A 12,898-nucleotide genomic window follows, 5' to 3' on the forward strand; every position below is an offset into this window, starting at 1 on the left:
GCTTTAAGCGATGGCGCTGACGGCCTGCTGCAGGGCCAGGCGACGGTCCAACCCGGTGCGTTCAGCGGGCAGCTTTTTGTAGAGACCAAGCTTCTCCAGGCGGCGCTTGGTGGTGCCGCTGGCCCCCACCACGAAGACATCGCGGCCTTTCTCGATGGCCTCCTCCACTGCGTTTTCCACAGCGAGGGCTGCTGTGACCCCCAGGTGGGAGACCTCGGTGAGGTCGAAGACCACCGCGCGGCAATCGCCAATGGCGTTGTGCTCGCGGCCGATCGCCTTGGCGACGCCAAAAATCATGGCTCCGTTGAGCTGGAAGAGGAGCACCTGGCCCTTGGCTTGATCCAGCAGTTGGCGTTCCTCGTCGCTGATTTCGAGGTCGCCGTCACCTGTGCTGATCGACTTGACGCTCTTGCTTTGTAGAGCGCTCATCTTGTCGATGGTGAGGATGTTGGCGATGAAGACGCCCACACCCACGGCAGCGATGAGGTCCACCAGAACGGTGAGGGCGATCACCAGGTACATGATCAGCGCACCGCTGATCGAGATGCGATGGGCGCGCTTGATGAAGCCCCAGTCGACGATGTCGACACCCACCTTCAGGGCGATACCCGCGAGGACGGCCTGGGGAATCTGGGCGGCCACGCCAGTGAGGGCGAGGATCACCACCATCAGGATTAGGGCCCGGCTAATGCCAGAGAGGGCACTGCGGCCGCCGCTCTGAATGTTGACGACCGTGCCCATGGTGGCCCCGGCGCCGGGGAGACCACCGAAGAGGCCGGAGGCCAGGTTGCCGAGGCCTTGACCAATCAGTTCTTTGTTGGAGTTGTGCTCAGTGCGGGTGATGCTGTCGGCCACCACCGAGGTCAGCAGTGCATCGATGCAGCCGAGCATCCCCAGCACGGCGGCATCCACCAGCATCAGTTGCAGTTCACCCAGTTCAAAGTGGGGCAGCTGCAGGGCAGGGAAGCCGGAGGCGATCTCTCCGATGCGGCGAATCTCTTCCCCGCCGCCGCCGCCGGAGAGGACCGTGATGGAAAGCACCGTGCCGACCACCAATGCAATCAGTTGGGGCGGGGCGATTTTTTTCAGGGCTGCTGGGGTTAACCAGAGAATCGCCATGGTGATCACCGCCAAGGTGATCTCCGTGGGCCGGGCGTTGCTTAGCAGCTGCGGCAGGTTGCTGAGGGTGCCCATCACTCCGCCCTTGGGGCTGGCCTGACCGAGGAAGGGGCCCAGCTGCAGGATGATCAGGATGAGACCGATCCCGCTCATGAAGCCTGAGATGACCGTGTAGGGCATCTGGGTCACATAGCGACCGAGCCTGAGCAGGCCGAAGGCGATCTGGAACAGGCCGGCCAGCATCACAACGGTGAAGGCCATAGCCAGGCCGTGCTCGGGATTGCGGGCGGTCAAGCTCGCAATCACGGCCGTCATCACCACGGTCATTGGACCGGTGGGCTCGGAGATCAGGCTGGGGGTCCCGCCGAAGAGGGCGGCGAAGAGCCCCACCAGCACGGCACCCCATAGGCCTGCGGCCGCACCAGCTCCGGAAGCCACACCAAAGGCCAGAGCCATGGGCAGGGCGATCACGGCGGCCGTTACGCCGCCAAAGAGATCCCCTTTGATGTTGTTCGTGCTGATCTGGTTGAGTAGGCGAAAGCTTGACGCTCGTTGGGACGTCGACGCCGGTGTCATGACCGCTGAGAGTGGAAGCACGACGCTACGTCTGAGCGGAATCGATTGGGGCTCAGGCGGCAGTGCGCTGGCGAATCGGCCATCCTGAGGCCGAGACCTTTGAGCGATCCATGGGCGAGCCCACCAGCCTGGCGTCCTTGGAGGCCAGCTTTGAGCGGGAAGCCCGCCTGGATCAGTCCTATGTCGTGCTCACGGTTGCGGCGAGCTTGATTGCCACCTTGGGGCTGTTGGCTGACAGCGCTGCGGTGGTGATTGGCGCGATGTTGATCGCCCCTTGGATCCTGCCCCTGCGCAGCGCCTCCTTCGCGATCCTTGAGGGGCGACTGGCCCTGGTGGGCCGTGCGTTGCTGACCCTGGCCGTGGGCGTCGGCATCACGGTGCTGACCTCAGCGGCCCTGGGTTGGGTGGCCAACCTGCCGGTCCTGGGCGATGAGGTGCTGGGGCGCACCACGCCGAACCTGCTGGATTTGGGCATTGCTTTGGTGGCGGGGTCCGTGGCGACCTACGGCCGCCTCAAGCCGGAGGCGGTGTCATCCGTTGCAGGCACAGCGATTGCGGTGGCCTTGGTGCCTCCGGTCTGTGTACTGGGCCTGTTGCTGTCGCTTCAGCAGTGGGAACCAGCCAGGGGAGCAGCCCTGCTGTTTGCCGCCAACCTGCTGGGCATTCTTTCGGGGGGATTGCTGACCTTGGTGGCCACCCAGGCGAGCCTGCGCCAGCAGCTCTTCCGCAGTCAGATGGGACTCGTGAGTTTGCTGCTCACCGGATTGCTCTTGATCCCACTGACGGGTGGCTTTGTGACACTGCTGGGTCAAGCGCAGCAGAGGCAGGCCCTGGAAGAGGTCGAGCGTGCCATCACCGAGAGCCTGCGTCAAAACACCATCACCTTGGGGCGGGACTCGGAACTCACCGACGTCAAGATCGATTGGAGTCAGAACCCGCCATTAATTAAGGCTGCTGTGCGGGTGAGTCGCCCCAACCTGCCCACCCCAAAACAGGTTGCGGCCGTTCAGGACTTCATCAACAAGACCCAAAAGTTCCGCTACCGCCTGTTGGTTCAACGGGTGTCGATCGATGTGATCGGTCCTGAAACCGAACCCAATCCAGAGCCAACACCAGTGGAGGAGCCCCAGGAACTGAGCCCTGAGAAGGATGAGCAGGCCCCTGCTCCCGCAGAACCTTCTGCTCCTAACTCCTCTGCGGTTCCTGCAGCGCAGGGTTAACGGGCTGAAGACATTTCTGCTGTTCTGTGCACAATTGGGCCAGTCCGCTGCTGGCCATGCCTGACGCCCTCACCCTTCTGGAGATCGTCGCCGGCATCTTGCTCCTGTTTGGAGGGGGTGAACTGTTCGTGGCCGGGGCCGTGGCTCTCTCGCTGCTGCTTGGCATTCCTCAGATCGTCATTGGCCTGACGGTCGTTGCCTTTGGCACCAGCGCTCCCGAGCTGTTCGTGAGCTTGCTCTCGACGCTGCAGGGCAGCTCCGGCGGCGACTCCATTGCGGTGAGCAATGTTCTCGGCTCCAACATCTTCAACGTGATGGTGGTTTTGGGTGCCAGCGCGGCGATTACATCCCTGCGGGTCCGCAGTCGCTTGGTGCGCCGCGATGTTCCCTTGCTGCTTGCAGTTTCGATGGCCACTTGGGCCATGGCCTCATCAGGAAGCTTCACCTGGGTGGCGGGCTTGGCCCTGTTGACCGCCCTGGTGATCACGTTGGTCTGGGAAGTCCGCTCGGCGAGGGAAGACCACGAGGACGGTCTTGATGACATTGACGCCGAGGGGGCGTCGACCACCCCTGTGGCCCTCTTCAAGTTGGCCTTGGGTCTGGTCCTGCTGGTGGTGGGCTCCCAGGTCCTGATCAAAGGCGCCATTGCCGCAGCCCAAACCCTTGGGGTCAGCGAGGCAGTCATCGGTTTGACAATCGTCTCGGCCGGCACCTCCATGCCTGAGTTGGTGACGTCCCTGGTGGCGGCCTATCGGGGCAAGGCGGATCTCGCCATCGGCAACGTGGTGGGCAGCAACCTGCTCAACCAGCTGTTGATTCTGGGTTTGTGTGCCTTGCTCTCCGGCCAGGACGGTCTCTTGGTGAGCCCTGAATTACTGCGCCGTGACTTCCCGGTGATGGTGCTAACGACCCTGGCTTGCTTGCCGATTTTCTGGAGCGGCGGTGTGATTAATCGCCTGGAGGGTTGGCTCTTGCTGGGGGCCTATGGCCTCTATTTGATTGAACAGATCCTGAGCAGTACGGCTGCTCCGGGGATCGATGAATTTCGACTCTTCGTGCTGGTGGCGGTTTTGCCCCTGGTGCTGGTCTTCCTCACCTGGACATCTCTGCGATGGATGCAGCAGCGCAAGGCTGCGGGGTAGTCAATCGCGGGTCATTGCAGAACGACGCTGGGAAGCATGGACACACTCACGCCTGCAGCGGTGGCGTCCTTGTAGAGGCTTTCGCTGCTCTGGCGGTTGAGAATCACTTTCCCTGAGCAAATCAGATCCCAGGTCTCATCAGCAAAGTGGGTCTGGAGCCAGAGCATCCCCATCACGCTGCGGTGCTTGAGGTTGTAGCTCTCTCCGACGGACGTCAAGGTGATGTCCATGGCCCACAAAAAAACCTCCCCCCATTGGAGGGGGAGGTTGTGGATGCTGTTGTATCAATGCGAACCAAAACCAGAAGGCTTGGTTTTCTGACGTGATCAGCCTTGGTTCACCTGGGCAGCGGCCTCGGCTTGGCGGTGGTGGTAGTGGTGCCCGCGGTACTGCAGATCGACAGTGGTGTCGACTGAAGCCGCTTCGTGACGGAGGGGCGCATCGAAGTGTTGGCCGCGGTAGGCGTGCTCAACGCGAGCGCTGGTGGGCTGTTCGTGGGTGGCGTTGTCGTAAGTGACGCCGCGGTACTGGAGTTTGCTCATGGTGGTCATCGGGCCTCGAAGGGTTGGCTGGTTGTCCGCTTCGTGGGAAGGAGCGTTGCTTCGCCTCGCGGTGGGCTACTTCCGGTGGAGCCAGGCCCAAAGGGGGCTCACTCAACGTTTTGTCCTTCTGCAGCATTTCTAGCGGATGAAGAATGTTCAGAGTGAACAAAAGCCCCTTTTTTGTCTTTTTTGTAATAGTTACTGTGGTCCACTGAACGTTTTTTCTTCACTTTCCTTCTGCGGCCTGAGTGCAATTCCAGATGGACTTGCGAATTGGTAGCGAATGCAACCTTGACGGTGGTCTGTGATGCGGAACATTGGCATCTAATGGCGGTAATCCGTCATCCACCCAGCGACTGCTTTTTGATGACTGTTGCTTCTCCTGTCTCTCGGCCTCGGTCGAAGAGCCTGCAGGAAGCGAGCTTGCTGGAGGCTCCTCAGCTTCTGCTCCGCAAGGTGCGAGGACTGTCCTCCGGCCGTTCGCTGACCTGGTTGGCTTGTGTGCCCCTGGCACTTTTCGGCCTGGGCGTGTTCAACCTTTCGGCCCGCGCCGCTGAGCTCCCCGAGCTCAACGCAGCGTTCCTGGCCAACAACATGTGGCTCCTGGTGGCCACGATCCTGGTGATCTTCATGAACGCCGGTTTCGCCATGGTCGAAGCCGGGATGTGTCGCCAGAAGAACGCCGTCAACATCCTCGCCAAGAACCTGTTTGTGTTCGCCCTCGCGGTGACCGCCTACTGGTTCATTGGTTATTCGCTGATGTACGGCGGATCCGTGGTGGATGGCTGGCTGTATTTCAACGGCCTGTTCTTTGATCCCACCGTCACCGCTGAGATGGTGACCGAGGGAGCCTTGGTTCCCACCGTCGACTTCCTGTTCCAGGCTGCCTTCGCAGGCACCGCCGCCACGATCGTCTCCGGTCTCGTGGCTGAGCGCGTCAAGTTCGGCGAGTTCGTGATCTTCGCGCTCGTTCTGACCGCTGTCATCTACCCGATCTCCGGTTCCTGGCAGTGGAACGGCGGCTGGCTGAGCGAGCTGGGCTTCATTGATTTCGCTGGCTCCTCCATCGTCCACTCCGTGGGCGCTTGGGCCGGCCTGGTGGGCGCCATGCTGCTGGGCCCCCGCATTGGCAAGTTCGTGGGCGGCAAGCCCCAGGCCATCCCTGGCCACAACATGTCGATCGCAACCCTCGGCGCTCTGATCCTCTGGATCGGCTGGTACGGCTTCAACCCCGGCTCTGAGCTGGCGATGGACCAGTACGTGCCCTACGTGGCTGTCACCACCACCCTGGCTGCTGCCGGTGGCGCGATCGCAGCCACCGTGGTCTCCACCCTGACCTCGGGCAAGCCTGACCTGACCATGATCATCAACGGCATCCTGGCCGGTCTGGTGAGCATCACTGCCGGTTGCGGCAACATGACCTTGGTGGGTTCCTGGGTCGCCGGGGCCGTGGGCGGCATCATTGTTGTCTTCGCGGTTTCTGCGCTCGACGCTGCTGGCATTGATGATCCCGTTGGCGCCTTCTCCGTGCACGGTGTGTGCGGCGTCTGGGGCACCTTGGTAATCGGTCTCTGGGGCGTTGATGGCATGGATGTCGGCTCCGCTGGCATCGGCCTGCTCAATGGCGGTGGTATCAGCCAGCTGGGCATCCAGGCCCTGGGCTGCGCGGCCTACGCCATCTGGACCATCGTGACCTGCTGGATTGCTTGGTCTGTCATCGGCGGCCTCTTCGGCGGCATCCGTGTGACCGAGCAAGAAGAGATCGAAGGTCTCGACATCGGTGAGCACGGCATGGAGGCTTACCCCGACTTCGCTTCCGCGAAGTGATGATCTGATCGTTTCTCCATCGGCCCGCTTCGGCGGGCCTTTTTTATTGGCCTCAGGGATCGCCTGTCAGCATGGGGCGCCCCAGGGGTTTCTGGACTTGCCCTGCCCTCGTTGCGGTGCTCGCTTGATCAGCAAAACCCAGCAGCGTCCTGCCCGCTTGGTTTGCGTGGAGTGCCAGCAAGTGCTGCCCCAATCGGCCCAGGTGCCAATCGTCACCTTGGTGGTGCGTCACTTCTGGGGCGTGGTGATGCTGTTGGGCATGGTGGTGGTCCCGCTGCTGCTGATGACCCTCTCCCCCTGGATAGAGCGGGTTCCCCGCGCGCCCCGCTCTGCCTCAAGGGAGATGAGTGCCCTCAGATGAAGTACATCGCTTGAGCCTGCAGCAGAGCATCCCGTTGTGCCAGGAGGCTGGCCAGGGTTGTGGACTCCAGCAGGGCCAGTCGCTGTTGCTGCAGGTTGGCCTCAAGAGACTGCAAGACCTGTTGCTCAAGGCTGGGCTGGGCCGGTTGCTGTGGTTCTGACGCACCTTCCAGGCAGTCGAGCACCTCGCTTAGGCGGATTTCTGCGGCGGGCCTGGCCAGTTGATAGCCCCCCTTGGGCCCGCGGCTGCTGATGAGTAGGCCCCCTTTGCGCAAGGTGGTCATCATCTGCTCGAGGTAGCGCTCGGGAATGCCCTGACGGCTGGCGATGGCGGAGACCTGAAGGCGCCCCCCTTGGGCTTGGATTCCAGCGAGTTCGATGAGGGCCAGGAGCCCGTAGCTGGTTTTGGCGTTGAAGGGCACCGGGCGAGCCTTTGGCTGAAAAACACGGTAAAGCACTCGGGAATAGAGGGGGCCCAATGCTCTCTTTCTGAGGGGTTTCTCGTTCCTCTGTCGGCAATTATCCACAATTCCCGATGGGTCTAATGGGTTTTACGGCCTGTAGTCTGTGGTGCTTGCCCGAGCGCCACTGTCTTGGCTGATCTTGTTGCTGCCGCTCTGCAGCCCGGAGCTCTGATCACGCTGCTGGTGCTGATCGGCTCGGTCGTGCTGTTCATCTCTGGTTGGCTTGCGCCGGACCTCACGGGCTTGCTGGCCGCTGGCCTGCTCGTCAGCTTCCGCGTGATTGAGCCGCGGGAGGCTCTGGAGGGCTTTGGTAGCCCTGCCCTGATCACCCTGGCTGGTCTGTTTGCGATTTCAGCAGGACTGTTTCGCAGTGGTGCCCTCGATCGCCTGCGGGCCTTGATTGGCTCGGATGCCATTCGCAGCCCGAAGCGGATGATCGCTTTGATGGTGACGGTGGTTGGGCCCGTCTCAGCCGTGGTCCCCAACACGCCGATCGTGGCCAGCCTGCTGCCGGTGGTGGAGGGCTGGTGCAAGCGCCGCCGGATCTCCCCCTCAAAGGTGCTGTTGCCCTTGTCCTTCGCGACGGTGTTGGGGGGGACCATCACCCTGCTTGGCAGTTCGGTGAATCTGTTGGCCAGTGAGGTCAGTAGCCGTCTGGGCTATGGCAGCTTTGGGCTGTTCAGCTTTACCCCGATTGGTCTGGGGGTTTGGCTGCTGGGCGGTTCACTGATGGTGCTGCTCGCCGATCGTTTCCTTCCTGATCGAGGTCGCAATGACGACGACTTGATCGCTGATCTCTCCAGCAGTGGGTATCTAACTGAGGTGAAGATTCCCTTGGGCTCCGAGCTGATTGGTCAATCGCTCCATGCCTCACGCCTGCAACGGCGCTTCGACCTCGATGTGTTGGAGCTCCACCGCGGGAAGGATCGGTTGATGCCCCCCTTGGCCGATCGCACCTTGATGCTCGGGGATCGGCTGCTGCTGCGCTGCAACCGCGACGACCTGCTGCGGCTACAGCAAGACCACACTGTGGTTCTGGCCCCCACGCCGGAGCAACCGGTCAGCCTGCAGCAGGACAACAGCCAGCGGATGGTGGAGGTGCTGTTGCCCTCAGGTTCCACCCTCGCCGGGGACTGCCTGCGGGATTTGCGCTTCAGGCAGCGCTACAACGCCACGGTCTTGGCCTTGCGCCGCGGCAATGCCGTGCTGCGGGAACGCCTCGGCCGGGCCCCGTTGCGCGAGGGTGATGTCCTGTTGTTGCAGGGGCCTAAGGACGCCATCCGTGGCCTTCAGGCCAGCAACGATTTGGTGGTGCTGGAGCAGCTCGAAAAAGATTTGCCGACGGTCAGCCGCAAGCGCGTCGCCCTACTGATTGCAGCCTTAGTGCTGCTGTTGCCCAGTTTTGAGCTCATTCCCCTGGTGGCGTCGGTCTTGCTTGGCACGGTGGCGATGGTGGTGACGGGCTGCCTGCGGGCCGGTGAATTGCAGCGGGTGGTTCGCTTGGATGTTCTGGTGCTCTTGGGCTCCCTGGCCAGCTTCAGCGTTGCGCTGGAGAAAACAGGCTTGGCTTCGGCCCTAGCCCAGGGCTTGCTCCTCGGCTTGAGCAGCTGGCCGGTCTATGGGGCCATGGTTGCGGTCTTCCTCTTCACCGTGGCCCTGACGGAGGTGATGAGCAACGCCGCCACCGTTGCCATGTTGATTCCGATCGCAGGCCAGCTGGCCCAGGGGTTGGGCTTGCCGCCGATGGCGCTGATTTACATCGTGCTCTTCGGTGCGAGCCAGAGCTTTCTCAGTCCCATTGGCTACCAGACCAACCTGATGGTTTACGGCCCGGGTCGCTATCGCTTCTTGGATGTCTCCCGCTACGGCTTCCCGTTGACCGTTGCGATGGCCATGGCCGTTCCCTGGATGGTCTGCCGCTGGTTTGGCCTGTAGAACTTGAGTCCCCAGTGACGGAATCCCCTTCGATGAGAGGGCCCAAGGGTTGGCTGCAGCGTCTCAGGCAGTGGCTGCTTTGGCTATGGCATCACGAGGCCACCCGCGGCCAGAAGGCTCGGGGTTTGGCGGCCGGCGTGTTCATGGGCTGTTTTCCCATCTTTGGTCTGCAGACCCTGCTGGGGATCGCCTTGGCCAGCCTGGTGCGCGGCAACCACATCCTGGCCGCGGCAGGTACCTGGATCAGCAACCCGCTGACCTACATCCCCCTCTACTGGTTCAACTACGCCGTGGGCTGCAGGGTGCTGGGCCCTGGGCCCGCCTTGCCCTCCCTTGAGGCGCTTCAGCAGGGGGCAATTTGGGAGATGGGTGTCGCGATCAGTTCACGCTTATTGCTGGGCTCCACGTTGGTGGGGCTGGCCAGTGCTGCGCTGTTCGGCGGCCTCTATTGGTGCTTGCTCACGCGCAATAAGCGCGGCAGCGCCCACACCTAGCTCTCGGAGGTTTCGCTGGGGACACGCTTCCAACCCGCCAGGACTCCAAGGATGTCGGCGGCGCTGACGAGGCCCACAAAGGCCCCGAATTCATCGACGACAACCCGCACGGAACTGCGGTCGCCGCGGCGAAAGCTGGTGAGCAGTCGATCGGCGCGAATCATCTCCGGCACAAATTGCGGTGCATCGCAGAGCTGGCTGATCAGGCGATAGCCCCCGCCGCTCAGCAGTTCAGCCATGGCCCTCTCGCGGCTTTGAACCCCCAGGACCTCATCCACCTCTTCCCCTAGGACCACCCACCAGGCGTCATCGGGGGCTTCGAGGATCTCCTGGCGAACCGAGTCCAAGCTAGCGCCGCCCGAGAGTGAGGGGGTGGCGACCCGCGAGACCATCAGATCCCGCGCGGTCAGGTCATTGAGGGCGAAGACCTTGCCGATCATTGCCGCCTCATCGGCTTCGATTTGCCCCTGCTGGGAGCCCAGACGCGCCATCAGGTGGATCTCACGCTCGTTGGTCGTGAGTTCGTTTTCGGCAGTGATGGCGGGCATCAGCTTTTCCAGCACCAGCAGCAGGGGCAGGGTTAACCGCTCGAGCATCAAAAGGATGCGCGCCGAGATCAAGGAGATCGGCATGGCAAAGCTGTTGCCAATTGTCTTCGGCAGGATTTCAGCAAAGAGGATCACGGCCACCGTGAATCCCACGTTGAACAGCAGTAGGGACCAGCGCCCACCGATCTCTTCAAAGACCTGGTTGGCCTGACTGCCGAGCAGGATTGAGCCGGAGATGTTGAAGAGGTTGTTGATCACCACCAGCAGCACCAGGGCGCGGCCGGGTCTGGCTTTGATTCGCTCCAGCGCTCGTGATCCCGGCACCCGTTGTTGCTGAAGGGTGTGGACCTGAATCGGATTCACCGTCAGCATGGCGGCCTCCGTACTGGAGGCCAACGCCGAGCCCACCAGGATCAGCACTGCCATCACCAGCAGCACAACGATCGGATTCATCGACTGGTGGAGGCTGCGAGATCGACCGGACCTTACCTACGGTTTGCGGGATGAACCCGTCTTCGAGCAATCCAGTTAGGGCGCTGCAGCGTTGGCGTCAACAACTCACGGTGCCGCAATTCACCGTGGTGACGGGCCTCTTGGTCATTGTTCTGGCGACGCTGCTCCTCTCCACGCCGCTCTGCTCGAGCGCCAACGTTGGCCTTTGGCAGGCCCTGTTCACCGCCACATCGGCGATCACGGTGACCGGTCTCTCGGTGATCGACGTCGGTCAGGACTTGACCTTCGCTGGTCAAGTTGTACTGGCCGGCCTGATCATCACCGGTGGTCTTGGCTTGATGGCGATCACGACGTTCCTGCAGGGCTTTGTGCAGGGAAGGTCGGGTTTAAGGCACCGCCTGGATAAGGGGCGCGCCCTTGATGAATTTGGCGTTGGCGGAATCGGTCCCACCTTTCACAGCATCCTGCTGGTGGCCCTCTGTGTGATGGGCTTGGGCACGGTGGTGCTTTACAGCTTTGGTTTCACCGACATCGAAGATCCCGGCAGGAGGCTCTGGGCGTCGATGTTTCATGCGATCAGCGCCTACAACAACGCCGGTTTTGGCCTCTGGTCCAACAGCCTCGAGAACTACCGCGATAACCCGGTGGTGACTGGCGTCATCGCCTTCATGATCGTCATTGGCGGCATTGGTTGGCGGGTGGCCAACGACATCTGGAACAACCGCTTTCGGCTAGGGCGCCTGCGTCGTCTGAGCCTGCACACCCGCCTGGTGATTCGCAGTACGGCCCTGTTGATCGCGATCGGTGCGGTTGGTCTGTTGATTACTGAGCACTTCGGCTACGGCGCATCGGCGATGGAGCCCTACAGCGTCCTTCAGCGACTGCAGATCGTCCTCTTCCAGTCGATCACCACCCGCACCGCAGGCTTCAACACCATTCCCCTCTCGGCCCATCAGATCACCGATGCCGGGTTGCTGTTGATCATCGTGTTGATGTTCATCGGTGCCAGCCCTGGCGGCACCGGCGGCGGGGTGAAAACCACGACATTTGCGATCTTGATGGGGGCGACCCGCTCGACCCTGCAGGGGCGAAGCCATGTCTTGCTCCACCGCCGGCAGATCCCCGATGCCACCGTGCTGCGGGCCGTTGGGGTCACGTTGGCCTCGGCATTGTTCGTGGTGTTGATGGCTTTGACCTTGGGGTTGGGAAATTCCCTTGGGCAACAGCAGGTGCAGTCCTTCAGCTTCCTGGAGAAGCTGTTCACCTGCGTCTCAGCCTTCGGCACCGTTGGCCTTGATCTGGGGGTGACGGCCCATCTGAACCGCTGGGGCCAGTTGGTCTTGATGGTGGGAATGTTTGTGGGTCGGGTTGGAATCCTGTTGCTGCTCTCGGCGCTCTATGGCCCACGGCCCCAGAGCCGTGTTGGCTATCCCAAAGAGGATTTGTATGTCTAGTGGGTTCACCACTTAGAACAGGGTCGTCGAGCACCGGGCTGTGAATCAGTGGCTGTGAATCAGTGGTGGCAGTGGAGCGCTGAAGCCGGGGTGCGCCGCGGCAGCTTCGCCGTGATCGGTGTGGGACGTTTCGGCTCCTCGGTCTGCTCGGAGTTGCTGCAGTCCGGTGCGGAAGTGTTGGCGATTGATTCCAACCAGCGCGCCATCGACGAGCTGCGTCAGATCGATCCAGCGATCGAGGCGCGGGTGGTGGATTGCACCGATGAGGAGGCCCTCCGCGCAGCAGGGGTGCTGGACATGGAAACGGTTGTCGTCGCCATGAGCGAACCGCTGGAGGCCAGCGTCACCGCCACCTTGATTTGCAAAGATTCCGAAGGCAGTCGGGTCAAGCAGGTGATCGCCCGCGCCACCAGCGACATCCACATGAAGATGCTGAGGCGTGTCGGTGCGGATCGCGTCGTCTTCCCCTCAAAAATGATGGGTCAGCGTCTGGGGGTTGAGCTGGTGCGCCCGAACCTGCTGGAGCAGTTGCGGCTGGATGACCGCAGCAGCATTGAGGAAATCAAGGTCCCGGAGGCATTCGTCGGCCATTCCCTGCGGGATCTCAACCTGCGCAAGCACTACAACGTCAATGTCCTTGCGGCTGGACCGGCTGGTGAGCTGCACGTGAATCCCCCGGCCTCCCACGTCTTGGCTGAGGGGGAGCTGCTGGTGGTGATGGGTTCTGAGGATTCCCTGCGGGCACTGCCGGCAAGTTGAGGAGC

The 12,898-nt window shown here is 62.1% G+C and carries 13 protein-coding genes; 8 read left to right on the plus strand and 5 right to left on the minus strand.

Annotated elements, in window-relative coordinates:
• Positions 1-3 precede the first annotated feature (3 nt).
• Positions 4-1,695 carry a SulP family inorganic anion transporter gene (locus MY494_RS00125; RefSeq protein WP_247910719.1) on the minus strand — a complete coding sequence of 564 codons (1,692 nt, stop codon included), beginning with the start codon at positions 1,693-1,695 and terminating at the stop codon, positions 4-6.
• Between the two features lie 110 nt (positions 1,696-1,805).
• Between MY494_RS00125 and MY494_RS00130 the strand changes: the two genes are divergently transcribed.
• On the plus strand, positions 1,806-2,915 hold the full coding sequence (locus tag MY494_RS00130) for a DUF389 domain-containing protein (protein ID WP_247910720.1): 1,110 nt from the start codon (positions 1,806-1,808) through the stop codon (positions 2,913-2,915).
• A gap of 56 nt (positions 2,916-2,971) precedes the next feature.
• Complete coding sequence (locus tag MY494_RS00135; protein ID WP_247910721.1) at positions 2,972-4,057, plus strand: calcium/sodium antiporter; 1,086 nt, start codon at positions 2,972-2,974, stop codon at positions 4,055-4,057.
• Positions 4,058-4,068: 11 nt separating this feature from the next.
• Here the strand turns inward: MY494_RS00135 and MY494_RS00140 are convergent, their stop codons facing one another.
• Together MY494_RS00140 and MY494_RS00145 are read right to left on the minus strand one after the other, a co-directional pair.
• A complete protein-coding gene (locus MY494_RS00140) occupies positions 4,069-4,287 on the minus strand; it encodes a hypothetical protein (RefSeq protein WP_247910722.1) in 219 nt (72 codons plus the stop codon).
• Positions 4,288-4,383: 96 nt separating this feature from the next.
• Positions 4,384-4,608, minus strand: coding sequence for a DUF4278 domain-containing protein (locus MY494_RS00145; RefSeq protein WP_247910723.1), 225 nt, complete (start codon positions 4,606-4,608; stop codon positions 4,384-4,386).
• Between the two features lie 357 nt (positions 4,609-4,965).
• Between MY494_RS00145 and MY494_RS00150 the strand changes: the two genes are divergently transcribed.
• On the plus strand, positions 4,966-6,426 hold the full coding sequence (locus MY494_RS00150) for an ammonium transporter (protein WP_247910724.1): 1,461 nt from the start codon (positions 4,966-4,968) through the stop codon (positions 6,424-6,426).
• Positions 6,427-6,523: 97 nt separating this feature from the next.
• Positions 6,524-6,787 carry a hypothetical protein gene (locus tag MY494_RS00155; RefSeq protein ID WP_247910725.1) on the plus strand — a complete coding sequence of 88 codons (264 nt, stop codon included), beginning with the start codon at positions 6,524-6,526 and terminating at the stop codon, positions 6,785-6,787.
• Here MY494_RS00155 and MY494_RS00160 read toward each other — a convergent pair.
• Entirely contained in the window at positions 6,780-7,208 is a 429-nt protein-coding gene (locus tag MY494_RS00160) for an Rrf2 family transcriptional regulator (RefSeq protein WP_247910727.1), read from the minus strand. The two genes, MY494_RS00155 and MY494_RS00160, sit on opposite strands and share 8 nt — an antisense overlap.
• A 171-nt stretch (positions 7,209-7,379) precedes the next feature.
• Between MY494_RS00160 and MY494_RS00165 the strand changes: the two genes are divergently transcribed.
• Together MY494_RS00165 and MY494_RS00170 are read left to right on the plus strand one after the other, a co-directional pair.
• Positions 7,380-9,185, plus strand: coding sequence for an SLC13 family permease (locus tag MY494_RS00165; RefSeq protein WP_247910728.1), 1,806 nt, complete (start codon positions 7,380-7,382; stop codon positions 9,183-9,185).
• A gap of 32 nt (positions 9,186-9,217) precedes the next feature.
• Complete coding sequence (locus MY494_RS00170; protein WP_247910729.1) at positions 9,218-9,679, plus strand: DUF2062 domain-containing protein; 462 nt, start codon at positions 9,218-9,220, stop codon at positions 9,677-9,679.
• Here MY494_RS00170 and MY494_RS00175 read toward each other — a convergent pair.
• The gene (locus MY494_RS00175) at positions 9,676-10,680 is read right to left on the minus strand and encodes a CNNM domain-containing protein (protein WP_247910732.1); all 1,005 of its coding nucleotides are present in this window, start codon (positions 10,678-10,680) and stop codon (positions 9,676-9,678) included. The genes MY494_RS00170 and MY494_RS00175 overlap by 4 nt on opposite strands.
• 50 nt (positions 10,681-10,730) lie before the next feature.
• Here MY494_RS00175 and MY494_RS00180 point away from each other — a divergent pair, with 50 nt between their 5' ends.
• Both MY494_RS00180 and MY494_RS00185 read left to right on the plus strand, forming a co-directional pair.
• On the plus strand, positions 10,731-12,134 hold the full coding sequence (locus MY494_RS00180) for a TrkH family potassium uptake protein (protein WP_247910734.1): 1,404 nt from the start codon (positions 10,731-10,733) through the stop codon (positions 12,132-12,134).
• 54 nt (positions 12,135-12,188) lie between these two features.
• Positions 12,189-12,893 (plus strand): TrkA family potassium uptake protein, encoded by a 705-nt coding sequence (locus tag MY494_RS00185; RefSeq protein WP_247912073.1) that lies wholly within the window; start codon positions 12,189-12,191, stop codon positions 12,891-12,893.
• Positions 12,894-12,898: the final 5 nt, after the last annotated feature.

Origin of the sequence: Synechococcus sp. A10-1-5-1, assembly GCF_023115425.1 — a bacterium.
In the GTDB taxonomy this organism is placed as follows: Bacteria; Cyanobacteriota; Cyanobacteriia; order PCC-6307; family Cyanobiaceae; genus Vulcanococcus.

Coding starts and splice junctions, on each gene's coding strand:
- MY494_RS00125 (WP_247910719.1), bottom strand. CDS start 1,695: ATGACACCGGCGTCGACGTCCCAACGAGCGTCAAGCTTTCGCCTACTC.
- MY494_RS00130 (WP_247910720.1), top strand. CDS start 1,806: ATGGGCGAGCCCACCAGCCTGGCGTCCTTGGAGGCCAGCTTTGAGCGG.
- MY494_RS00135 (WP_247910721.1), top strand. CDS start 2,972: ATGCCTGACGCCCTCACCCTTCTGGAGATCGTCGCCGGCATCTTGCTC.
- MY494_RS00140 (WP_247910722.1), bottom strand. CDS start 4,287: ATGGACATCACCTTGACGTCCGTCGGAGAGAGCTACAACCTCAAGCAC.
- MY494_RS00145 (WP_247910723.1), bottom strand. CDS start 4,608: ATGACCACCATGAGCAAACTCCAGTACCGCGGCGTCACTTACGACAAC.
- MY494_RS00150 (WP_247910724.1), top strand. CDS start 4,966: ATGACTGTTGCTTCTCCTGTCTCTCGGCCTCGGTCGAAGAGCCTGCAG.
- MY494_RS00170 (WP_247910729.1), top strand. CDS start 9,218: ATGAGAGGGCCCAAGGGTTGGCTGCAGCGTCTCAGGCAGTGGCTGCTT.
- MY494_RS00175 (WP_247910732.1), bottom strand. CDS start 10,680: ATGAATCCGATCGTTGTGCTGCTGGTGATGGCAGTGCTGATCCTGGTG.
- MY494_RS00180 (WP_247910734.1), top strand. CDS start 10,731: ATGAACCCGTCTTCGAGCAATCCAGTTAGGGCGCTGCAGCGTTGGCGT.